The sequence below is a fragment of the Paraburkholderia sp. EG287B genome, assembly GCF_040965595.1.
Taxonomy (GTDB): domain Bacteria; phylum Pseudomonadota; class Gammaproteobacteria; order Burkholderiales; family Burkholderiaceae; genus Paraburkholderia.
In genome coordinates this window covers 463,116-484,025 of sequence record NZ_JBFRCG010000002.1, presented here as the reverse complement: position 1 = coordinate 484,025, position 20,910 = coordinate 463,116, and the positions used below count along the sequence as shown (strand labels likewise).

Sequence of the window (20,910 nt, the reverse complement as noted above, 5' to 3'; positions counted from 1 at the left end):
TTGCGGGCAGGCGGCGCGTCAGCGCACGACCTGGCTGATCTCGTGGATGAGCTGCGCGTACAGCGCCTGGCGCTCGGGCGCGATGCGGCCGTCGTCGACGGCCTCCAGAATTGCGCAGCCCGGCTCGTGCAGGTGATGGCAGTTGTAGAAGCGGCAGTGCGCGAGCAGCGGCCGGAACTCGGGGAACGCGCGCTCCAGCTTGCCTTCGGTGAGGTGATACAGGCCGAACTCCTGGAAGCCCGGTGAGTCGATCAACGCGCCGCCTTCGGGCAGCGTGTAGAGCCGCGTGAACGTCGTGGTGTGGCGGCCGCTGTTGAGTGCCGTAGAAATCTCGCGCGTGGCCGCTTCGGCGTCGGGAATCAGCAGGTTCACGAGCGTCGACTTGCCCATGCCCGACTGGCCGAGCAGGATCGTCTCATGGCCGTGCAGATGCTCGGCCAGCGTCGCGTGCGCCTCCTCGGGGCGGCCCTTCACCGATACCTCCAGCACCGTATAGCCCAGCGCGCGATAGCGCTCGAGGCGCTGACGCGCGAGCGGCAGCGCGGCCTCGACGTCGATCTTGTTGAGCACGATGAGCGGCTTGAGGTCGTTGGCCTCGGCGGCCACGAGCGCGCGCCCGAGCAGGTCCTCGCTGAAGTGGGGCTCGGTGGCGAGCACGATCAGCAGCTGGTCGAGGTTCGCCGCAAAGAGCTTCGACTTGAACTGGTCGGAGCGATAGAGCAGGTTGCGCCGCTTGCCGATCGCGACGATCACGCCCTGGTCGGCGGAAGTCGACTGATACTCGACGCGGTCGCCCACCGCGACCTCGCTCTTCTTGCCGCGCGGGAAGCATTGCAGGTGCGCGCCGCCGCCGTCGGGCGCGACCAGATAGTGGCGCCCGTGGGCGGCGATCACCACGCCGTGCAGCGTGGCGCCTGCAGCTTTTGCGTTGCCGGCGGCTTTGGTTGCGCGCCGGTTCATGCGTGCGCGAGCAGTCGGTCGATCCGCTGCGAAGCCGGCGGATGCGAGTAGTAGAACGCGGTATAGAGCGGGTCGGGCGTGAGCGTCGACGCGTTGTCCTCGTAGAGCTTCACGAGCGCGTTGACGAGATGCTGCGCGTCCGTTTGCGTGGCGGCGAAGGCGTCGGCCTCGAACTCGTGCTTGCGCGAGGAGAGGCTGCCAAGCGGCGTGACGAAGAACAGGAACACGGGCACGGCGAGGAAGAACAGCACGAGCGCGAGCCCTTCGTTGCCGCCGAGCAGCGACGGCCGCACGCCGAGCCCCTCGTAGAACCAGACGCGCTGCGAGAGCCAGCCGAGCAGGGCGAGCAGCGCGAGGCTGATCGCGAACGTGACGACCATGCGCTTGATCACGTGACGGCGCTTGAAGTGACCGAGTTCGTGTGCGAGCACGGCCTCGATCTCGCTGCCGGAGAGGCGCGCGAGCAGCGTATCGAAGAAGACGATGCGCTTGGACGCGCCAAAGCCCGTGAAATAGGCGTTACCGTGCGCGGAGCGGCGGCTGCCGTCCATCACGAACAGGCCCTTGGCCGCAAAGCCGCAGCGCTGCATGAGCGCCTCGATGCGCGAGCGTAGCGCCTCATCGCGCAGCGGTTCGAACTTGTTGAAGAGCGGCGCGATGAAGGTGGGGTAGAGCACCAGCACGAGCATCTGGAAGGCGACCCAGACGGCCCACGTCCAGAGCCACCAGAGGCTGCCCGCCTGCTTCATGAGCCAGAGCACGACGAACAGCAGCGGAATGCCGAACGCGGCGCCGATCAGGAGCCCCTTGATGCGGTCCATGATGAAGATGCGCCTCGTCATGCGATTGAAGCCGAAGCGCTCCTCGACCACGAACTGGCGGTAGTAGTCGAGCGGCAGCTCGACCAGGCCGGAGATGGCGAGCACGGCCCCGATCAGCGCGATCTGGCCCACATATTCGCGTCCGATCGCGTCCGAAATGCCGAGATCGAGCGCCTGCACGCCGCCGAGCAGCGTGAGCGCGATCAGCACCACGGCGCCGAGCACGATCTCGATCATGCCGAGGCGCGTGCGCGCGACCGTGTAGTCGGCGGCGCGCTGGTGCGCGGCGAGCGGAATGGTGGCGGTGAACTGCTCGGGCACCGCGCCGCGGTGGGCGGCCACGAAGCGGATCTGGCGCGAGGCGAGCCAGAGCTTGGTCGCGACCATGGCGAGCACGCCGACGACGAACAGCACGCTGAAGTACAGCGCAGGGGAGGGGGACAGATTAGGCATCCAGGAAGTCCGTGGTATCTATGCGACAATTATATGTTCTCGCCGGCCGGGCATCGCATCCTGTCGATGCCGCGCACGCGCCGCGCCACCAACGCTCTCCGGGTTGCCTTTCATGACTGACATTACCGCTGCCGGCGCGCCGCTCATCGAGCGCACCGACATGAACCTGATCTGGCTCGATATGGAAATGACGGGCCTCGATCCCGATAACGACCGCATCATCGAGATCGCCGTGGTGGTGACGAATTCGACGCTCGACAAGCTCGTGGAAGGCCCCGTGCTGGCCATCCATCAGCCGGAGACGGTGCTCGACCGCATGGACGAATGGAACCGCAACACGCACGGCCGCTCGGGCCTCACCGAGCGCGTGCGCGCCTCGACCGTCACGGAGGAAACCGCTACCGAGCAGATCATGGCGTTTCTTTCGCAATACGTGCCGCCGGGCAAGTCGCCGATGTGCGGCAACTCGATCTGCCAGGATCGCCGCTTCATGGCGCGCTGGATGCCCACGCTCGAGCGCTTCTTTCACTACCGCAACCTCGACGTGAGCACGCTCAAGGAGCTGTGCCGCCGCTGGCAGCCGACCATCTACAAGGGTTTCCAGAAGCGCGCGATGCACACGGCGCTCGCCGACATCCACGAGTCGATCGACGAACTCAAGTACTACCGCGAGCACTTCCTCGTTCCGGCGCCGGGCATCGTGCCCGACATGGCCGCGGGCGAGGCCGGCCCGGCGCTCTGAGCGCCGTTGAGACACGCAGCAGCGCTTCTGCCGCTGCTGCGCGATCGTTGAAGTTCGAGTGTCAAGCGCGCGGCGCCCGCTGCGCGTTTTTAGGCCGGAACGCCGCCACGACGTTCGGATCGGTTTCGATATACGGGCCGCCGATCAGGTCGATGCAATACGGCACCGCAGCAAAAATGCCCGGCACCTTCACGGCGCCCTGATCGTCACGCAGGCCTTCCAGCGTTTCCTTGATCGACTTCGGCTGCCCCGGCAGGTTGATGATGAGCGCCGCGTGGTCGTCATTTTCGCGGATCACGGCAACCTGGCGCGACAGAATGGCCGTCGGCACGAAATTCAGGCTGATCTGGCGCATCTGCTCGCCAAAGCCCGGCATTTCCTTCGTCGCCACCGCAAGCGTCGCCTCGGGCGTCACGTCGCGGCGCGCGGGGCCGGTGCCGCCCGTCGTCAGCACGAGGTCGCAGCCGAGGCCGTCCACGAGCGCCGTGAGCGTCGCGGAGATCGTCGCCGCGTCGTCGTGGATCAGGCGCGTTTCGGCGCGCCACGGCGTTTTCAGCGCGTTGCCGAGCCACTCCATCAGCGAGGGAATGCCCTTGTCCTCGTAGACGCCGCTCGTCGCGCGGTCGCTGACCGACACGAGGCCGATCACGAGTTCGTCAGGATGGCTGCGCTCAGGCTTCGTCATCTTCGCGGTCCTCGTCGGCACGCTCGTTTTCGTGCTCTTCGCCCTCGTCGGCGCCCTGGGCGCTCGCGTCCTTGATCCACTGGAACAGCTCGCGGAAGGACTTGGGCGGCTTGCTTTGCTCCTGCTCGCGGCGCGCGTTGCGGATCAACGTGCGGCCTTCCTGCGGGTCGGCGGCGGGGTGCAGGCGGATGAATTCGGTGAGCGCGGCGTCGTCCGCGAGCAGCTTGTCGCGCGTGCGTTCGATCCAGTGCAGGCGCGCCGTGGCGGCCTTGTTCACGCCGCGGTGCTCGTCGAGCTTCGTGCGCAGCGCGGCGACTTCGGCCTCCGTGAGCCCGCGCATCATGCGGCCCACGTACTGGAGCTGGCGGCGACGGCCTTCGTGGTCGGTGATGCGGCGGCACTCGTGGACGGCGTCCGCGAGGTCTTCGGTCATCGGCATGCGCTTGAGCGCGTCCTTGGGCAGTTCCACGAGGGCCTGGCCGAGTTCCTGGAGCGCTTCCATGTCGCGCTTGAGCTGCGATTTGCTCGGGCGATCGTAGCCGTTGTCGTCCTGCTCGGCGACAGCGTCGTTCATCGGTTGAATGCGGGTTTTGCGTTTCATGGGGCGTATTGTAGCGTGCGCGCGCGTGCGGCTCGGGCTGGAAGGCGGCGGACGGCGGCGCCGGCGGCCCGATGCCGGGGCGGGCGTTGGTGCGGCAGTTGGTGCGAGGGGCCAGGCGGCGAAAGCGCCTGTGATGCGTGTTCACATACCTTGCTATGATCGCGGGATGCGCTTTGCGAACGCAGCGCGTTCCGAAGCACCTGAACCGACACCAGCGAAACACGACACCAGCGGGCCGCACCGGCCCAATACCGGACCGTAACGACAATGGCAGCAGACATCGAAGCCCGGCAACGCTTTTTCCCGCACACCCAGGACGAGCTGAAGGAGATCGCCTCAGACATCCTGCGGCACGCCAGCGCGCTCGGCGCGAGCGACGCCGCGACCGAGATCTCCGAAGGCGACGGCTTGTCCGTTTCGGTGCGGCGCGGCGAGGTCGAGACGATCGAGCACAACCGCGACAAGATGGTCGGCGTGACCGTCTATATCGGCAACAAGCGCGGCAACGCGAGCACCTCGGATTTTTCGCCGCAGGCGCTCAAGGACACGGTGGCGGCCGCGTACAACATCGCGCGCTTCACCGCCGACGACGACTGCGCGGGCCTCGCCGAACGCGATCTGCTCGAAACCGCGCCGCGCGACCTCGACCTCTATCACCCGTGGAATCTCTCCGCCGACGAGGCCGTGGAAATCGCGCGCCGCGCCGAAGACGCGGCGTTCGCCGTCGACCCGCGCGTGAAGAACTCCGAAGGCGCGAGCGTGTCGGCACAGCACTCGCAGTTCGTGCTCGCCACCTCGGGCGGCTTCATGCACGGCTATCCGTACTCGCGCCACTACGTTTCGTGTGCGCCTATCGCAGGCGTCGGCCGCAACATGCAGCGCGACGACTGGTACACCTCGCGGCGCAGCGCGGCCGAGCTGGCCTCGCCCGAAGCCGTCGGGCGCTATGCGGCCGAACGTGCGCTTTCGCGCCTGAACGCGCGCAGCCTCGACACGCGCAAGGTGCCGGTGCTGTTCGAGGCGCCGCTCGCCGCGGGTCTGCTCGGCGCGTTCGTGCAGGCCGTGAGCGGCGGCGCGCTGTATCGCAAGACGTCGTTCCTCGTCGACAGCCTCGGCAAGCCGGTGTTCGCGCCGCACATCCAGATCGTCGAGGACCCGCATGTGCCGCGCGCGGCCGGCAGCGCGCCGTTCGACGAAGAGGGCGTGCGCACGCAGCGCCGCGAAGTCGTGAAGGACGGCATCGTGCAGGGCTATTTCCTGTCGTCGTATTCGGCGCGCAAGCTCGGCATGCAGACCACGGGCAACGCCGGCGGCTCGCACAACCTGCAGTTCCAGAGCTCGCTCACGAAGCCCGAGGACGACTTCGAGGAGATGCTGAGAAAGCTCGGCACGGGCCTGCTGCTGACCGAACTGATGGGGCAGGGCGTGAATTTCGTGACGGGCGACTATTCGCGCGGCGCGTCGGGCTTCTGGGTGGAGAACGGCAAGATCCAATACCCGGTGGAGGAAATCACGGTGGCTTCGACGCTGCAGGAGATGTTCCACCATATCGTCGCCGTGGGCGCGGATACGCTCGCGCGCGGCACGCGTCAGACCGGTTCGGTGCTGATCGAGCGGATGACGGTGGCGGGGCAGTAAGCGCCGTTTAACGCCTTCTGCGCTGGCTCGATGAAAAACGGCACGCCCAGGCGTGCCGTTTTGCTTTTCGGAGCCGCGCTGCGCGCCCCGTCGATCAATCCCGCCGCACGTACCGCACGAACGCGAAATCGAAGTCGTTCGGCGCATGCGCATGCAGCGTCTCGCGCGAGGTTTCCTGCCACACGTCGGGGTCGGGCGCGGGGAAGGTGGCGTCGCCCTCAAAGTCCGCGGAGATTTCCGTCACCACGAGTTCGTGCGCGAGCCCGAGTCCTTCGCCGTAAAGTTGCGCGCCGCCGATCAGGAACGCCGTGGGCGCCTGGTCCTGGGCCGCGAGCGCGAGCGCCTCGTCGAGGCTCGTGGCGGTGTCGCAGCCGGGAAAGCGCTTGCCCGCGTCGCGCGTCACGACGATGTTGCGGCGGCCCGGCAAGGCGCGGCCGATCGATTCGTGGGTTTTGCGGCCCATGATGATGGGCGCGCCCATGGTGGTGCGCTTGAAGAACGCGAGGTCTTCGGGTAGCCGCCAGGGCAGCGCGTTGTCGCGGCCGATCACGCCGTTGCGGGCGCGCGCGACGATGAGGGTGAGCGTCGTCATCGAAAGGGTAGAGGTGCGAGGTTGTAAGCTGTTCGCAGCGATTCTACCTGAGCGCGCCGGGCGCCCCGGCGCGCTTCCTCCACGCGATCGACTGTTTCAGTCCTGCCCGTCGGGCGGCAATTCCGCCTGGTTCTCCGCTTCGCCGCCAAAGAACGTTTTTTCGTCGCGCAGGCCGTGCGTGCCCATCAGCCGGTAAAGCGTCACGCGCGAGATGCCGAGATCGGCAGCGGCCTCCGTGAGCCGGTGCCGGTGCCGCAGCAGCGCCGCCTCGATCGCGCGTCGCTCCGCGGCCTCGCGGGCCTGCGCGAGCGTGACCGTCTGCTGCGCGGTGAAGTGCGCGAGATCGAGATCCTCCGCCGAGATCAGCTTGCTCTCGGCCATCACGATCGCGCGGCGCACGCGGTTGATGAGTTCGCGCACATTGCCTGGCCAGTTGTAGTTGTAGAGGGCCTCGATGGCGTCAGGCGTGAAGCCGCGGATGCGGCGCGCGCTGTCCTGCTTGAACTTGTGCAGCACGTGGTGCGCGAGAATCTCGATGTCCTTGCCGCGCGCGCGCAGCGGCGGCTCGTCCACGCGCAGCACGCACAGGCGGTGAAAGAGGTCGGCGCGAAAGCGTCCGTCGCGCATGGCCGCCTCGAGATCGACGTGCGTGGCCGAGATGATGCGCACGTCCACGGGAATCTGCTCGTGGCCGCCCAGGCGTTCGATCTTGCCTTCCTGCAAAAAGCGCAGCAGGCTTGCCTGGCTTTCCAGCGGCAGGTCGCCGATCTCGTCGAGAAAGAGCGTGCCGCCGTTGGCCGATTCGACGCGCCCGATCTTGCGCTGGTTCGCGCCCGTGAACGCGCCGCGCTCGTAGCCGAACAGTTCGGATTGCAGAAGATGATGCGGGATCGCGCCGCAGTTGATCGGCACGAAGGTCGCCTTGCGCCGCGCGGAGCGCTCGTGGATCGCGAGCGCCGTGAGTTCCTTGCCGGTGCCCGATTCGCCCGAGATGAACACCGTGGCGTCGGTGTTGGCCACCTTGCGGATCGTGCGAAAGAGCTGCTGCATCGCTTCGCAGGTGCCGACCATCTCGTCTTCGTCCTGGCTCGCGGCGGCGGCCGGCGTGTCGAGATCGCACAGCGACACCATGCCGAACGCGTGGCCCACGAGGTAGTCGAGCGTCGCATGTGAGACCGGCACATGCACGTAGTCGAAGCAGTAGTGGCGGATCAGGCGCCGCACTTCGGCGTCGGTGAGGCGCGAATCGTCGGTGAGTGCGATCCATCCCACCTGCTGCAGCCGCAGGATCGTCTCGAGGCTCGCGAACTCGCGCGGCGCGAAACCCGTGAGATCGACGAGGCCGGCATAGGCCGCCTCCGGCTTCACGAGGCGCGAGGCCTCGTGCACCGTGCGCGCGGTCGCGATTTCCCAGCCGCGGCTCTTGAGGTAGGCGCACAGCAGCGGGTCGGGCGTGCGCGCGACATACAGCAAGGTGCGCTCGAGACTCGCCTCGGGCTTCGCATCGCGCGCGCGGCCGGCGTCGGGGACATCGCCGGCAAGCGGCGGTCCGCCCACGGCGAGACGCTGCCCGGCTCCGGCGAGCGGTGTCACAGTGGCGCCCAGATGTGAGGATTCGCGCACGATCGGCCTCATGTCATCAGAAGGTGTAAGGGAAACGCACGCCGACGACGAAGTTCGGTGCATCGGGCGTGAGCCCGACGGACACCGCGCCGTTGATCGTCAGGTGCTTGTTGACCACGTGATTCAGGCCGAAGTTGAGCACCGAGGCCGTCGTCTCGCTGCCCGGCACGCCGGTCCAGGTGCCGCCCGGCGACTTGGTCTTCGACTGCGGCTCGATGGCCATGGTGTACGAAATGCTTGCCGAGTCCTTGTCCGAGAAGGCGAGCGCGACGCCGCCGCCGAACTGGATGATGTCGCCGAGCTTCACTTCGGCAGGCTCGGTCTGCCCGATCACCGAGGAGATGTCGGCGAACGAGCGCGAGATGTTGTACGTGTACGAGAAGCTGCCGAACAGCACCACCGGGTCGTAGGTCTTCAGCACCGAGATGCCGGCCGTGACGTTCCAGAAGCCCGTGCCCGTGGGCAGCTTGCTGGGGGCGACGAGATTGGTGTTGTCGGGCGTGATCTGCTGAACCTTGATGCCGAACGGCGAGGTGCCGGTGTCCGTCTTCACGCGCAGGCTGCCGACCACGTCGGGAATGTTGTTGGTTTCCTTCAGGAACTGGTAGTAGATCCCGAAGTTCACGTCGCCGATCGAGTTCGAATTGACCGACGCATCCGTGAGCGTGCTGGCCGAGCCGCCCGCGCCACCGACGATGAAGGTGCTGTGCCGGTAGACGTAAGGCACGTCCACATCGATGCTCATGCGGTCGGTGAGGCCGTAGCGCGTGTCGAGGTCGGCAGTGATCGTGTGCGACTTGGTCTGCCCCAGATTGATGTTGCCGAGGAAGATCGCGTCGAGGGCGAGAAAGCCCGAAAGCTGCAGCTGGCGGCGATCGTAGTAACTGTCGCTGATGCCCCAGTCCAACGTCAGCTTGTGGTCGAAGAGCGGCGCGTGCTCGCGCTGCACGACCGCTTCTTCGGCTTGCGTGCGCGACGGCTCGGCGCTCTTTTGCGTCTCGCCCACGGTCGGGTTGTTCGGGTTCACGCCAACCGGCGCGCCCTGCTGCGGCCCGCTCGCGGCCGAGCTGCCGGTCGCGCCATTGGTCGCGCCTGCGTCGGGCGAGGGCGGGTTCACGGGCACGCCCGTGGCCGTGCCGGTGAGCGCACCCGGCGCCGTCGCGCCCGGCAGCGCCTGGGCGAGCGGCGGCAGGGGCACAGGCAGACCGTCTGCGCCCGGTTGTTCCGCGACCGTCGCGTCCGACGCGGCGTCGGGCGCACCCGCGCCCGGCATGCCGCGACCGCGCTGCGCCATTTCGAGGTTCGTCACCTGGCGCTCGAGTGACTGGATTTGCCGCTGCTGCTCGTCGACGACGCGCATGAGCGTATTCAGGCGGTCTTCGATCGACTGGCTTTGTAGCGCCTGCGCGTGGGCGGACTGCGAGAGCGCGAATAGTAAAACGGCTGCTGGAATGGCGGCCAGCGACACGTGTGGCGCGGCCGCCCTGGACATCATCTTCATTGTTCTTCCCCCGGGATCGAATGCGGGCGCCCGGCGGAACTCCCTGGTTCCACGCCCGCGCACGTCGATGCTCCTCATTCAAAGTGCTGCTTCTCGCGCGGGTCCTTGCCCGCGTGGTGGTCTCCTTGACTGGTACGTCTCGTGCAGGCCCTCGGTTAGTGGAGATTTCGCAGAGCCTGTAATACGCCGGTCTGCTGGATCATTTGCGACGTCATCTGCTGCGTCTGCAGACTCAGTTGCAACTGGTTGGCGACCTGCTGGTTGTTGCCTGCGACCTGGAGTAGCTGGGCGATCGCGCCGGCCTGCTGCATGTTGCCTGGCACGATGTTCTGCGTGGCGATGCCCGCCGGCGTCTGCAGCGTCACGTTGACGCCGTTACTGCCGAACGAGATGCCCGCTCTTATGCTGCCGGTCGCGTTCGATGCCGACGCGCTCGGCTGGTTGGCCGCGCCTGGCAGACTGGCGAGCTGCGGCGCGTTGTTGTCATAGGAGATGGTTGCGGCATTGGCGCCCGTATTGCCGTTGCCGGCCACCTGGGTGATCTGCGAGACGCCGTTGACCGAAACGTTCTGGCCGCCGGTGGCCGTCGCGTTCGGGTTGGCGCCGCTGTTTGCGCCCGTGGTTCCGCCCTGCGTCGGGTCGATCACGGTTGCATAGGTCTTCACCTGCGCGCTCACCTGGTTGGCCGCGTTCTGGGCGACCGCGAGCGCGCCTTGCGCGACTGCGGTCGCGCCGTTTGGCAATTGCCATTGAGAAAGCAGGTTCAGAACGAACCCGGAAATCATGTCGCTGCCGGCATATTTGCCGGTCTGATGCGCGAGCACGTCGTCGCCGACGGCTTCGCAGCGGATGCCTTGCGCCTGCGCGTCGGCGTTCGAGAGAAACGCCGGCATCGGTTGCGGCAAGCCGATGCCTTCAGCCGCTAGCGCACCGCTCGAAAAAGCGCAGGCGAGCGCGGAGACGGCTGCCGCGATGCCACACTGTGAGAGGTTGCGTTTCATGATTCTTCGGACTTCAGAACATGACGGCCTTATCGAGGCCGTATTCGAAGAAGGGAGTCGCCGCAGTGCCATTGAGCAAGGCTTGTTCACGCAGCTTGAGCGCGAGCGACTCGTTGTTCTGCAACAGCGGAGAGTCCTCCAGAAACGGTTTGCCGAGCACCGCGAAGACGAGTCCGTTCCATGTTTTGGCGAAGTCGTCTTCGGCGACGATACGGTTGCCGAGCGCGGGGTCCGCAATGAAGATGCGGCCGTTCTCGGCGTGCTTGACGATCACGAAGTGCTCATAGCCATCGATGTTCATGAGCACCAGCACGGGAATCTGCAGGTGGTAGAGCGCGTCGGTATTGACGCGAAAACCGCGGCCGCGCAAGCCGATCGTCTCGACGAACTTCTTCATGTCGAGCATGGAGAAGCCGTTCTTGACGACCACCTCGGGCGTGGAGAACACCATCATCTGGCGGATCAGCTCAGGTTCGGGGATGTCGATGCCGTAGCCATACTTGAGCAGTGTGGCGAGCGCGGCGGCGCCGCAGCTGTAGTCATACTGCTGGCTGACGATGCTGCGATAGCGCAGGTCCCGCATCGAGTGCAGCGGCAGCTTCACCGGCACGCCGATGAGGTGGGTCGCGTCGAGCGTCGACTGCTGCGCATGCACAGGCACAAGGGCTGCGCTGGCCGAGAGCGTCAGCGCGACGACAAACATCCTTGATGCCGGGGTCGATACGGGCCCGGACATGGTGGTCTCCTACCTTCTGGTATGCGCGCCGGCTGCGGTGGGACAGCCGGCGCGCGTTGCTTGCTGCGTTTTCTGCCTGGGGCGAGCCCAGTTCCTGCAGTGCTGCCAGCCGTGCCTAGTGGCCGTTGTTCATCGCGGCGATTGCCATGCCGTTGTGCTGCAGGTTGCCGATGCCGCCGGCAATGTTCACGCCGATGTTGCCTTGCGCGCCGGTGAGCGTATTGGCGCCGAGGCTGGCCGTACCCTGGAACTGGCCGACTGCCGACATGTTGGCGTTCTGCGAGTTGTTATCCGTCGCGACCATTGCAACCGTCGAGTAGGCACCCGGGGTTGCCGTCGTCACCGAGCCGGCGAGGCTGTTGTTCTGCGCGTTGCCGATGCCCGATGCGACGTTCACGCCGACGTTGCCCGATACGTTGGCGAGCGAGCCGTCGCCGACCGACGCGTTCAGGTTGAAGTTCTTCACGTGGGCGCTACCGCTGGACGCCTGATTGTTGAAGATCTGCGCGTTGCCGAACACGTTGCCCATGTCGACAGAAGCGAGCGCGACATCGTTGCTTTGCGCGTTGTTGATGCCTTCCGCGATGTTCACGCCGAGGTTGCCCGTCACGCCGGTGGCTGCGCCGCTGCCGGTGTTGGCGTCGAGCGTGCCCGCCTGTTGTGTGTTGATATGCTGCGTGACGGAGCCGGTGGTGTGCTCGTCGACGGTGTTGAGCGAGTCGCTCACGTTGTAGCCCCAGCTCTTGCTCGAGCTCGAGCTGCGCGACGACGAGTGGCTATGCGAATCCGAGCTGGAGCTCGACGAGCTGTACATGGAAGCGTACGTGCTCGACGAGTTTTTCGACTTTTCGCTCGTGCCGTTTACGCTCGTCGAAAGCGCGGCGCTGGCCGTGCCGTCAGCATGAGCCGTATTGGCGGTCGTCGAGCTGTTGCTCGTATTCTTGTTGTTGTTCACGGACCAGGCCGCGCCGACGTTCGTCGTGTCGCTGTTGTTGTGGGCGTTGGTCGTCGTGTGCGACGTGCTTTCCGAGCCGCTGAGGTTGATGCCGGCCGAGCCGTTCTTGTGGTTGCCGGTGTGCGACCACGATGCATTGGCCTGGAGGCTGCCATTGCCGCTCTGCGACTTCGTCGACGTGTTGTTGCCTACGCTGCTGTAGCTCGTGCCAAGGGCCGCGCTGCCCGTGTCGCTATAGGTGCTGGCCGTCGTGTGGTCATGTGTGCTGCCATTGTCGGTCGCGACATGATAGTCGGCGCTCGCGCTTGCGTTGAAGGTCTTGCTGAAGCTCGAGTTGCTCGACGAGCTCTTCGAGTTCGATGCATTCACTTGATGCGAATGCGACGAACTGCTCGACGACGACGAACTGCTCGACTCGCTCGAGCTCGAGGACTTCGAGAAGGAATTGCTGCCTGTGCCCGTCACGCTCCACGTGGTGTTGTTCACTGCCGTGGTGATCTTGCCGCTGTCGTAGCTTTGCGCTTGCGGCAGAAGCGTGCCGCCACCGGTGGTCTGGTTGTTGTTGATGACGGCGCCGGCGGTGCTCGAAACCGAGACGCAGCCGAACAGCGTGACGAAGCCTTCGATGCCGACGTATTGGGTGACGCCTGTGGCGTTAAAGAGATACGCCGAACTAGCTGCGTGAGCGGAACCTACCGCCGACGCAAGAACTGCCGCTGCTATGAGGGTGCGCTTCATGATTTCGCTCCGATACTGAGTGGTCAGTTAAAAAAGAGTGCCCGCCGGGGGACGGAGCACAAAACTGTTTGCCGTAGCGTTACCGGCGCCGGCTGTCTGGTTCACCTGCACGAGGCCCGTCGCATTCCTGAATGCCGCATTGTCGATGCGTACCTCACGAATGCCCCCTGCCTGGGCCGTTTGCCCATGACCGCCGTTTTGAGCAGCCGCCGCGGACAGTTCCCCGTCCGAGACCGCCACTACACCAATCGCACCACTGCTGATGAGCGCAGTGTTGCGCTGGACATTGCCCACGCCCGCCGACTGATTCACCATCATTGCGCCGTTCGTGTTTGCAAAAGCTCCTGCACCAATCGTTGCGCTTGCGCCCTTGAGCTGCGCCGTGACGCTGGCGAGCTGCTCGTCGCCGTTCACGTTGATCGACACGTTGCCGGTCGTGATCGTCAGCTGGTTGGCCTGCGCGTTGTCGACGCCCGCGGTCTCGTTCACCGTGAGCGCGCCGGTGGTCGACGTGGCGGCGCCCGGGGCGATGCTCGCCGTCGCGCCGACGCTCACCTGGGCCTGCGCGGCGCTCGCGAAGGCGAGCGCGGCGGCGCAGGCGAGCGCGCCGGAAAGCGCCGTGCGCAACGTGCGTGACGTGTGGATCGAACGGCTCATTTCATGCCTCCCATGGCGCCCGTGAGCGGGGCGAGCGCGCCTGTGATCGTCGAGGAAATCGTGCCGCCGAGGCCGGCGCCGACGCCGGCGCTCGCGCCGGCACCGGCCGCCACGTTCGAGCCCGTCGCGCTGCCCGTGAGAATGCGCGTGAGCGCCTGGACGCCGGCGGTTTGCGCGCTCAATGCGCCGTTTGCGTTCACGCCACTCGAGCCGTGCGCGTTGGTGAGATCCGTGTCGGTGACGAGCGTCGCCATCGCCGGGTCGAAGCTGTTCTTGGGGAAGGTCGTCGCGCGCACGAGCACCGGGTCCTGACTCTTCGGCACGTTGTCGAAGGCGCTGCGCGGCGTGATGTCACGTTCGACGATGACGTCGCCGGGGTTCGTGACCTGCTGGGCGGCCACGCTCGCCGTGGCGCTCGCGGCCAGCAAGCCGCACAGGGCGGCGGCGACCTGGGCCGACCGGCGGCTGGCGCCGCGCGTCGAGTTGCGTGCTCTCATGCTGGTCTCCTCCTGGCCGGCGTCGGCGTATCGGCGCCTGGTCCGGTCCTTTCGTCCTGGCTGCGCGTGTTCGCAGCGAACCAGGACACCGCGCCGCAAGCGGCGCGGGTGCTATCTCATCGTTACTTTCTCGTGTAGCTCGCGAGGTTGCCCTGCGCGTTCTGGGTGGCGTCGACGGGGATCGGCAGCGGTGCGGGCGGTGCGATTTCGTCCCAGAGCGTCACGTTGTTGTTGCCACGCATCAGTTGCGGGGTGGCGGCCACCATCACCATGCCGACGGCGCCGCCGCGCTGGCGCGCAAGCGTCTGGTCGTCGAGCGAGCCGATGCCCGCGAAGACGCCGTCGTTGCCGGAGGTGACGGGGTCGGCCGGGGCGCTGGCGGTCGCGGGGCTGGCGGACGTCGTGCTGGCTGGGTCCGCGGCGGTCGAAGTAGCGTCGCCGGCCGGCGCGCTCACTGCGAGCGTGGCGGGAACGAGTGCCGCAGGTGTTGCAGGAACGACATCCGGGGCGGCGCTGGCGACGCTGGCAACGGCGGTTGGCGCGCCAGGCGCATCGTCCACCGACTGTGCGCGAGCACCGGGCGAGAGGACGAGGAGGGCGGCGGGAAGGAGCACGGCGGCGCATGCACTGCCGTAGCCGATGACACTGCGCCGGACCTGCTGGATGTTGAGTCGCATGGCGTATCTCCTGGTGCGAGACATTTAGCGAAACGTGTGCCATCGCCCGCAATCCATTGATACGCTTCGAACCGCACTATTCTCTGCAAAATTTGAATGGCGGATATTCGCCAAAATGTTTCAGTGCTGAAACGTGAGGCCGTTTAAACCCGTTTGGAATGCGATATGGGTTTCAAAGGAGAACGTTTGCGCGTGAGGCGCTTAGCTATTGAGAGAAAGGAAACATCCGTAATTATTTCTGCACTGACAAAATGCCGGGAAAGTGGTGGAAACATTTCCATCGGTCCCTTATCCATTCCTGCCGCATAAATTCTATCCAAGTGCCACGAGGCTATAGTAAGCTTCAGAAAAAGCCGTAATGCCTAAAAGAAAACGCCCGCAACTGGGCAAGTTGACACACACGCCACAACTCGGGGATTCACTGTCAGCAAAAGCATGCGCGTTCACTGTTTTTTCAGGTACGCGAAAGTCGCTTTTTGCTGCGTGTCTGTACATTCAGGTGCGTGCCGTCATTCCCAAACGATGGTGTTGGCAAGAGGATCTGAATAATGGAACCTGCAACGCGGCAATTGGTGTATGTGACGCGAAAACCGGTCGAAGCGTTGAACGAACGGTTCCACGAGCGTGGCTGGCAGGTGGAGATCGTCGGCAACGCGCGGGACGCGCGGCGCGCCCTCCGTGCGGGTATGCCTGCGGGCGGGCTGCTCGATCTTTCAAGTGAATTCCATCTGCACGAAATCGGCTCGTTCGAGCCTTGCCTCACGCTGCCCAACGTCGGCTGGGTCGCGGCGACCACGACGGGGCAGCTGCAGGACGCCACGCTGCGCCGTCTGGTGCGCGATTACTGTTTCGATTACGTAACGGTCCCCTGGAACGGCGACCGGATCGTCGATTCCGTCGGCCATGCGTATGGCATGGTTTCGCTTGGCGAAGTCGCCTCGAACGACACCACGGGCGGCACCGAGGGCGAAATGGTCGGCTCGTGCGAGGCGATGCTGGCGCTGTTCCGCTCGATCCGCAAGGTCGCGCTGACCGATGCGCCGGTGTTCATCTCGGGCGAGTCGGGCACGGGCAAGGAACTCACGGCTGTGGCGATCCACGAACGCTCGGCGCGCCGCAGCGCGCCGTTCGTGCCGATCAACTGCGGCGCCATCCCGCCGCACCTGCTGCAGTCCGAGCTGTTCGGCTACGAGCGCGGCGCGTTCACGGGCGCGAGCCAGCGCAAGGTCGGCCGGGTCGAATCGGCCAACGGCGGCACGCTCTTTCTCGACGAAATCGGCGACCTGCCCATGGAAAGCCAGGCGAGCCTGCTGCGCTTCCTGCAGGAAGGCAAGATCGAGCGCCTGGGCGGTCATCAGTCGATTCCCGTGGACGTGCGCATCATTTCGGCCACGCACGTCGACATGCGCGCGGCGATGGTGGAAGGGCGCTTTCGCCAGGATTTGTATCACCGTCTGTGCGTGCTGCAGATCGACGAGCCGCCGCTGCGCGCGCGCGGCAAGGACATCGAGCTGCTCGCGCGGCACATGCTCGAGCGCTTCAAGAAGGACGGCAGCCGGCGCCTGCGTGGCTTTTCTCCGGACGCCATCGCAGCCCTGCACAACTACAGCTGGCCCGGCAACGTGCGCGAGCTGATCAACCGAGTGCGCCGCGCCATCGTGATGTCGGAGGGCCGTGCGATCACGGCGCGCGATCTCGAACTCGGCGACTACGTCGAGGTGGTGCCGGTCTCGCTCGCCCAGGCGCGCGAAGCTGCCGAGCGCCAGGCCATCGAACTCGCGCTGCTGCGCCACCGCGGGCGCCTTGGCGACGCCGCCCAGGAACTCGGCATCTCGCGCGTGACGCTGTACCGGCTCTTGTGCGCGCATGGCATGCGCCATATGGAAAGCGAGCCGCTCGCGCCGCATCCGGGCGGCCTGGCTTCGGGCGGTTGAGGCGGAGTGGGCTGCTTGAGCCCGATTGACGTCGATTGAGGCGAGCGGCGCTTTCGTGCTTCGCGCATGGGGCGTGTGCCGTCGCTTTTCCCGGCCATTGCCATGGCGTTTCATCTCGCCGCGCCTTGTTGCGCCGCGAACCTGTTCCCGGGCTCGTCGTAGCCCGTCCTGTGGGCGTTGCGCCCTTGTCCCCGTTGTGTGATGGACTTGCGCTTTCGGCGCGGCCGACCCGCAACGCGCGCGCCGGGTAAAATCCTTCTTTTCCATCCTGAATCCGAACCGGGCGCCACGTGCCCGACGAGGGAACCGCGCATGAAACAGTATCTCGAGCTCGTCCGCTCGATTCTCGACACCGGCACCTGGCAGGAAAACCGCACCGGCATCCGCACGATCAGCCAGCCGGGCGCCATGCTGCGCTTCGACCTGCAGGAAGGTTTCCCCGCGGTGACGACGAAGAAGCTGGCGTTCAAGTCTGCCGTGGGCGAACTGATCGGATTTTTGCGCGCCTCGCGCAGCGCCGCCGACTTCCGGGCGCTGGGCTGCAAGGTCTGGGACGCCAACGCCAACGAGAACGCCCAGTGGCTCGCCAACCCGTACCGCCAGGGCACGGACGACCTGGGCGACGTGTACGGCGTGCAATGGCGGCGCTGGCCAGCTTACAAGGTGCTCGACGCCGACGCCTCCGCACAGCTCGCCGACGCGCAATCGCGCGGCTACGCGCGCGTGGCAGGATTTACCGAGGATGGCCGCGCCAAGGTGCTGCTCTACAAGGCGGTGGACCAGTTGCGCCAGTGTCTCGATACGATCATGAGCAACCCGGCCGACCGGCGAATTTTGTTTCATGGCTGGAATCCGGCCATGCTCGAAGAGATCGCGCTGCCGGCTTGCCACCTGCTGTACCAGTTCCTGCCGAACCCGACGAAGCGCGAAATCTCGCTGTGCCTCTATATCCGCAGCAACGATGTGGGCCTCGGCACGCCGTTCAACCTGACCGAAGGTGCGGTGCTGCTGCACCTCGTGGGCCGGCTGACGGGTTATACGCCGCGCTGGTTCACGTACTTCATCGGCGACGCGCATATCTACGAGAACCAGCTCGATATGCTCAACGAGCAGCTGCGCCGGGAGCCCTACGCGAGCCCGCGTCTGGCCATCTCTGAGCGCGTGCCCGAGTACGCGAAGACGGGCGTCTACGAGCCTCAGTGGCTCGAAAAGGTCGAGCCGTCGGACTTCTCGCTCGTCGATTACCGGCATCACGAGCCGCTGACCGCGCCGATGGCGGTGTGAGGCGCCTGCCTCTACGTTAGTGGCCGGTATGACCGCGCCATGAAAAAAGCCCGCGAACGGCGACGTTCGCGGGCTTTTTCGTTGGCGGCGCGGCGATCAGCCGTGGTGGTGGTCGTCGTGATTGCCCCCGCTTGCGCGCTCTTGCGGATGAGGCGCGGGCTGCGGCTGCGGACGCGGTTGAGGCTGCGGCTGCGGGCGGGCCTCCGCGTGCTGCTGCGGCTGGGGTTGCGGATGGAATTCCGGGCGCGGCTGCGGTTGCGGCTGCGGTTGCGGCTGCGGGTGGAATTCCGGACGCGGCTGGGGCTGCGGCTGCGCCCGGACCTCGGCGCGCTGCTGCGGCTGCGGTTGCGGCTGCGGACGGACCTCGGCGCGTTGCTGCGGCTGCGGCTGCGGCTGGGGCTGCGGACGGACCTCGGCACGCTGTTGCGGCTGCGGTTGCGGCTGAGCTTGCGCCTGCGGATGGAACTCGGGGCGCGCCGCGGGCTGCTGCGCCGGCCGCGCTTCGGCTTGCGGCGGCATCTGCGGGCCGTGCTGCGCCGCGGCCGGCTCGGGCATCCGTTGCTGCGCTTGCGGCTGCGGCGGCTGGCCATGCGCCGCGTCACGCTGTGCCTGCATCGCGGCGGCGGGCGGCCGGCCCGCCTCGTTGGCGCCAGGCTGGCCACGCGTGGCCATCGGCGCGTGCGGCTGCGTCCAGGCAGGCTGATGCGCTTCACCGTGCGCCGCATTCGCCACATTCGCCGCGTTCATCGCGCCCGGACCGGGCTGGCCGGCTGCGGGCGCACCGCCTTCGGGCCGGCCCGCAAACTGCGGCGGACGCGGCACGCCATGTTCCTGCGCGGCGGCCGGCGGCACACCCGGCTGGCCATGCTCGGCGCCGCGCGGCATGGCGTTGGCGGCCGTGGCCCCCGGTTGGGGCGCACCGCCGGGCATACCCGGACGGCCGGCTTGCGCCTGCGGGGCCGCCGGCCTGCCCGTCGCACCGAGCACCGGTGAATGCGGCGGCACGACGCGCACGTTCTGCGCGGGCCATGCGCCATGAGCCGCCGGAGCGAACGGCGAGGAGGGCGCATGCGACGGCGCCGAGACGCGCACCACGGGCGCGCCCGCACCCGGCACCGTGCCGCCGGCGTGGGCGAAGCGCTGCGCGAGGTTGTCGTGGAACGCGGGCGGCGCAACCGGCGCGCGGGTGGCCACGACCTGGCGCTGATTGAGCGTCGCGGGCGGCCGGTAGTCGGCGCGGCGCATATTGGGCCCGAAGCTGCCCTTCACAGGCGCGATGCCGGGTGTGCCCGGGTCGATACGCGCATTGCGCCATTGCCGCGGATCGACACGCTGCGCGAACCGCGAGACCGGCTGACCGTGGACGAACGCCGTGGCCGGCACCGCCGTCACTGCACCCGGCGCGCGATAGTTCACGTAGGTGTTGTGAACGTTGATATTCGTGATGTTGACGTCGCGCCGGTAGTTGTTGACGACGACGGTCTGGTTCACGCGCTCGTAGTAGTGGGGGCTCCAGCCGCCCCAGTGCGGATGCCACGGCTCGCCCGGCCCGAGCGCGAACCACGCGACGCCCGCGGCCGCGACGCCGCCTACCGCGAGATTGACGCCCCAGTCCGTGCCGCCGTCGCCGCCGCCCACGAACGCGACCAGCGCCGGCGCATAGACGGGCGGCGCGCTCTCGACGATCGGCCCCGGCACCCACGCCCACGAATCGTCGACGTAAGCCCAGCGCCCGTAGTGGTACGGCGCGAAGCCCCAGGGCGCGTCATCGACCCAGGTCCAGCCCCACGGCGCCTGCCAGACCCAGTGGCCGTCGTGATACGGCGCCCAGCCCGTGGGCACCGAGTTCGGCGTCCAGACTTCGCCGTACTGCGGATCGTTGCGCCACGTGCCGTTGTTGTCGAGGTCCTGGTAGCCCGGGATGTCGCGCGAGACGTAGCGCGCCGAGACCGAGCGGTCCTCGGCGGCGTCGCGCGCGAGCCCCCACTGGTCGAAGGCGTCCGGCGGCGGCGTCTGGTCGCTCGCCACCTGCTGCAGGTCGGTGCCGGCGAAGCGGATCTGCTGGCCGGCCGACATCGGCGTCTGACCGTTTTCGCCGTACACGGTCACGCTCCCGCTGCGCACGGTGACGGTCGTGCTGCTGCCGTCGGGCGCCACATCCACGCGATAGTCGCCGGGGCTCGTCACGCCGAGTGCGAGGTTCGGCGTGTCGATTTCATACGAGCTGCCGGGCGGCACGTCGCGCACACGCGTCGAGAGCGTGCCCTGCGCGATCTTGAGCTGCGCGGTTTGATCGTCGAGATTGAGGACGTCGAGGCTCGTTTGCGCGCCGAGGCGCACCGCCGTCGAGCCGATGTGCAGTTCCGAGCGCCCATTGGCGTCGTTCCAGAGCTGGTCGCCGGTCGTGAGCGGGCGGTTGAGCTGCGCGTACGACCAGTCGCTGGCGCCGGCCGGCTCGGTGGTCACGGCGCCGGCCATGTAGTCCAGACGCGCGACGCGGCTCGGCGGATCGCCGCCCGTGGCGGCGGGGGCGGTCGCGGCATCGGGCGGCGCCGTCTGCGCGAACACCGCGGGCGCGGCGGCGAGGTTCAGCGCCGCGAGCGCGGCGAGCGCAAACAGCGTGCGGCGCGAGGTGCGCCGAAACTGGGTGATCGTAGGTGTGCGCGTCGTCATCGTTGTTCTCCTGTCGATGGGATTGGGCGCTTTGATGCCGCAGCGTTTAGCGCCATCCCATACAGGGCACTGTATCCGGCGCGCTTGTTTCCATGCTCACGGATTTGTTAAGGCTTATGCACCAGATGTAACAGAACGTGTG

18 protein-coding genes are annotated in these 20,910 nt (G+C 66.9%); 4 read left to right on the top strand and 14 right to left on the bottom strand.

Features of this window, described 5'->3' with window-relative positions; genetic code table 11:
* Positions 1–18 precede the first annotated feature (18 nt).
* Together rsgA and AB4Y40_RS04935 are read right to left on the bottom strand one after the other, a co-directional pair.
* Entirely contained in the window at positions 19–960 is a 942-nt protein-coding gene (gene rsgA, locus AB4Y40_RS04940) for a ribosome small subunit-dependent GTPase A (protein ID WP_368686653.1), read from the bottom strand.
* A complete protein-coding gene (locus AB4Y40_RS04935) occupies positions 957–2,234 on the bottom strand; it encodes a M48 family metallopeptidase (RefSeq protein ID WP_368686652.1) in 1,278 nt (425 codons plus the stop codon). Before AB4Y40_RS04935 ends, rsgA begins: the two co-directional genes overlap by 4 nt.
* 112 nt (positions 2,235–2,346) lie before the next feature.
* Between AB4Y40_RS04935 and orn the strand changes: the two genes are divergently transcribed.
* Complete coding sequence (orn, locus tag AB4Y40_RS04930; protein WP_368686651.1) at positions 2,347–2,976, top strand: oligoribonuclease; 630 nt, start codon at positions 2,347–2,349, stop codon at positions 2,974–2,976.
* 61 nt (positions 2,977–3,037) lie between these two features.
* Here the strand turns inward: orn and mog are convergent, their stop codons facing one another.
* Together mog and yjgA are read right to left on the bottom strand one after the other, a co-directional pair.
* Complete coding sequence (gene mog / locus AB4Y40_RS04925; protein WP_324161639.1) at positions 3,038–3,661, bottom strand: molybdopterin adenylyltransferase; 624 nt, start codon at positions 3,659–3,661, stop codon at positions 3,038–3,040.
* Complete coding sequence (gene yjgA, locus AB4Y40_RS04920; RefSeq protein WP_368686650.1) at positions 3,648–4,262, bottom strand: ribosome biogenesis factor YjgA; 615 nt, start codon at positions 4,260–4,262, stop codon at positions 3,648–3,650. Before yjgA ends, mog begins: the two co-directional genes overlap by 14 nt.
* Before the next feature lie 267 nt (positions 4,263–4,529).
* On the opposite strand from yjgA, the gene pmbA reads away from it, so the two are divergent.
* Entirely contained in the window at positions 4,530–5,900 is a 1,371-nt protein-coding gene (pmbA, locus tag AB4Y40_RS04915; RefSeq protein ID WP_342921810.1) for a metalloprotease PmbA, read from the top strand.
* A gap of 94 nt (positions 5,901–5,994) precedes the next feature.
* Here the strand turns inward: pmbA and AB4Y40_RS04910 are convergent, their stop codons facing one another.
* The 9 genes from AB4Y40_RS04910 to AB4Y40_RS04870 all read right to left on the bottom strand — a co-directional run bounded on the left by AB4Y40_RS04910 (position 5,995) and on the right by AB4Y40_RS04870 (position 14,877).
* A complete protein-coding gene (locus tag AB4Y40_RS04910; RefSeq protein ID WP_342921811.1) occupies positions 5,995–6,492 on the bottom strand; it encodes a dihydrofolate reductase in 498 nt (165 codons plus the stop codon).
* A gap of 96 nt (positions 6,493–6,588) precedes the next feature.
* Positions 6,589–8,115: a sigma 54-interacting transcriptional regulator gene (locus AB4Y40_RS04905; RefSeq protein ID WP_368686649.1), complete on the bottom strand. Its 1,527-nt coding sequence runs from the start codon at positions 8,113–8,115 to the stop codon at positions 6,589–6,591.
* A gap of 16 nt (positions 8,116–8,131) precedes the next feature.
* Entirely contained in the window at positions 8,132–9,616 is a 1,485-nt protein-coding gene (locus AB4Y40_RS04900) for a hypothetical protein (protein ID WP_368686648.1), read from the bottom strand.
* A gap of 155 nt (positions 9,617–9,771) precedes the next feature.
* Positions 9,772–10,617: a peptidase C39 gene (locus tag AB4Y40_RS04895; RefSeq protein WP_368686647.1), complete on the bottom strand. Its 846-nt coding sequence runs from the start codon at positions 10,615–10,617 to the stop codon at positions 9,772–9,774.
* Between the two features lie 13 nt (positions 10,618–10,630).
* Entirely contained in the window at positions 10,631–11,320 is a 690-nt protein-coding gene (locus AB4Y40_RS04890; protein WP_342921955.1) for a C39 family peptidase, read from the bottom strand.
* Positions 11,321–11,468: 148 nt separating this feature from the next.
* Entirely contained in the window at positions 11,469–13,046 is a 1,578-nt protein-coding gene (locus AB4Y40_RS04885; protein WP_368686646.1) for a beta strand repeat-containing protein, read from the bottom strand.
* A gap of 27 nt (positions 13,047–13,073) precedes the next feature.
* Positions 13,074–13,703, bottom strand: a complete 630-nt coding sequence (locus AB4Y40_RS04880) for a hypothetical protein (protein WP_368686645.1) — start codon at positions 13,701–13,703, stop codon at positions 13,074–13,076.
* The gene (locus AB4Y40_RS04875; RefSeq protein ID WP_368686644.1) at positions 13,700–14,200 is read right to left on the bottom strand and encodes a hypothetical protein; all 501 of its coding nucleotides are present in this window, start codon (positions 14,198–14,200) and stop codon (positions 13,700–13,702) included. Before AB4Y40_RS04875 ends, AB4Y40_RS04880 begins: the two co-directional genes overlap by 4 nt.
* A gap of 122 nt (positions 14,201–14,322) precedes the next feature.
* Positions 14,323–14,877: a hypothetical protein gene (locus tag AB4Y40_RS04870; protein WP_368686643.1), complete on the bottom strand. Its 555-nt coding sequence runs from the start codon at positions 14,875–14,877 to the stop codon at positions 14,323–14,325.
* A gap of 548 nt (positions 14,878–15,425) precedes the next feature.
* On the opposite strand from AB4Y40_RS04870, the gene AB4Y40_RS04865 reads away from it, so the two are divergent.
* A complete protein-coding gene (locus AB4Y40_RS04865) occupies positions 15,426–16,811 on the top strand; it encodes a sigma 54-interacting transcriptional regulator (RefSeq protein ID WP_342921819.1) in 1,386 nt (461 codons plus the stop codon).
* A gap of 312 nt (positions 16,812–17,123) precedes the next feature.
* Entirely contained in the window at positions 17,124–18,095 is a 972-nt protein-coding gene (locus AB4Y40_RS04860) for a thymidylate synthase (protein WP_368686642.1), read from the top strand.
* A 96-nt stretch (positions 18,096–18,191) separates the two neighbouring features.
* On the opposite strand, the gene AB4Y40_RS04855 is transcribed toward AB4Y40_RS04860, so the two are convergent.
* A complete protein-coding gene (locus tag AB4Y40_RS04855; RefSeq protein WP_368686641.1) occupies positions 18,192–20,768 on the bottom strand; it encodes a DUF6600 domain-containing protein in 2,577 nt (858 codons plus the stop codon).
* Between the last annotated feature and the right edge of the window lie 142 nt (positions 20,769–20,910).

Coding starts and splice junctions, on each gene's coding strand:
- AB4Y40_RS04855 (WP_368686641.1), bottom strand. CDS start 20,768: ATGACGACGCGCACACCTACGATCACCCAGTTTCGGCGCACCTCGCGC.
- AB4Y40_RS04860 (WP_368686642.1), top strand. CDS start 17,124: ATGAAACAGTATCTCGAGCTCGTCCGCTCGATTCTCGACACCGGCACC.
- orn (WP_368686651.1), top strand. CDS start 2,347: ATGACTGACATTACCGCTGCCGGCGCGCCGCTCATCGAGCGCACCGAC.
- AB4Y40_RS04935 (WP_368686652.1), bottom strand. CDS start 2,234: ATGCCTAATCTGTCCCCCTCCCCTGCGCTGTACTTCAGCGTGCTGTTC.
- yjgA (WP_368686650.1), bottom strand. CDS start 4,262: ATGAAACGCAAAACCCGCATTCAACCGATGAACGACGCTGTCGCCGAG.
- AB4Y40_RS04895 (WP_368686647.1), bottom strand. CDS start 10,617: ATGAAACGCAACCTCTCACAGTGTGGCATCGCGGCAGCCGTCTCCGCG.
- AB4Y40_RS04910 (WP_342921811.1), bottom strand. CDS start 6,492: ATGACGACGCTCACCCTCATCGTCGCGCGCGCCCGCAACGGCGTGATC.
- rsgA (WP_368686653.1), bottom strand. CDS start 960: ATGAACCGGCGCGCAACCAAAGCCGCCGGCAACGCAAAAGCTGCAGGC.
- AB4Y40_RS04880 (WP_368686645.1), bottom strand. CDS start 13,703: ATGAGCCGTTCGATCCACACGTCACGCACGTTGCGCACGGCGCTTTCC.
- mog (WP_324161639.1), bottom strand. CDS start 3,661: ATGACGAAGCCTGAGCGCAGCCATCCTGACGAACTCGTGATCGGCCTC.
- AB4Y40_RS04870 (WP_368686643.1), bottom strand. CDS start 14,877: ATGCGACTCAACATCCAGCAGGTCCGGCGCAGTGTCATCGGCTACGGC.
- AB4Y40_RS04875 (WP_368686644.1), bottom strand. CDS start 14,200: ATGAGAGCACGCAACTCGACGCGCGGCGCCAGCCGCCGGTCGGCCCAG.
- AB4Y40_RS04865 (WP_342921819.1), top strand. CDS start 15,426: ATGGAACCTGCAACGCGGCAATTGGTGTATGTGACGCGAAAACCGGTC.
- AB4Y40_RS04885 (WP_368686646.1), bottom strand. CDS start 13,046: ATGAAGCGCACCCTCATAGCAGCGGCAGTTCTTGCGTCGGCGGTAGGT.
- AB4Y40_RS04890 (WP_342921955.1), bottom strand. CDS start 11,320: ATGTTTGTCGTCGCGCTGACGCTCTCGGCCAGCGCAGCCCTTGTGCCT.
- pmbA (WP_342921810.1), top strand. CDS start 4,530: ATGGCAGCAGACATCGAAGCCCGGCAACGCTTTTTCCCGCACACCCAG.
- AB4Y40_RS04900 (WP_368686648.1), bottom strand. CDS start 9,616: ATGAAGATGATGTCCAGGGCGGCCGCGCCACACGTGTCGCTGGCCGCC.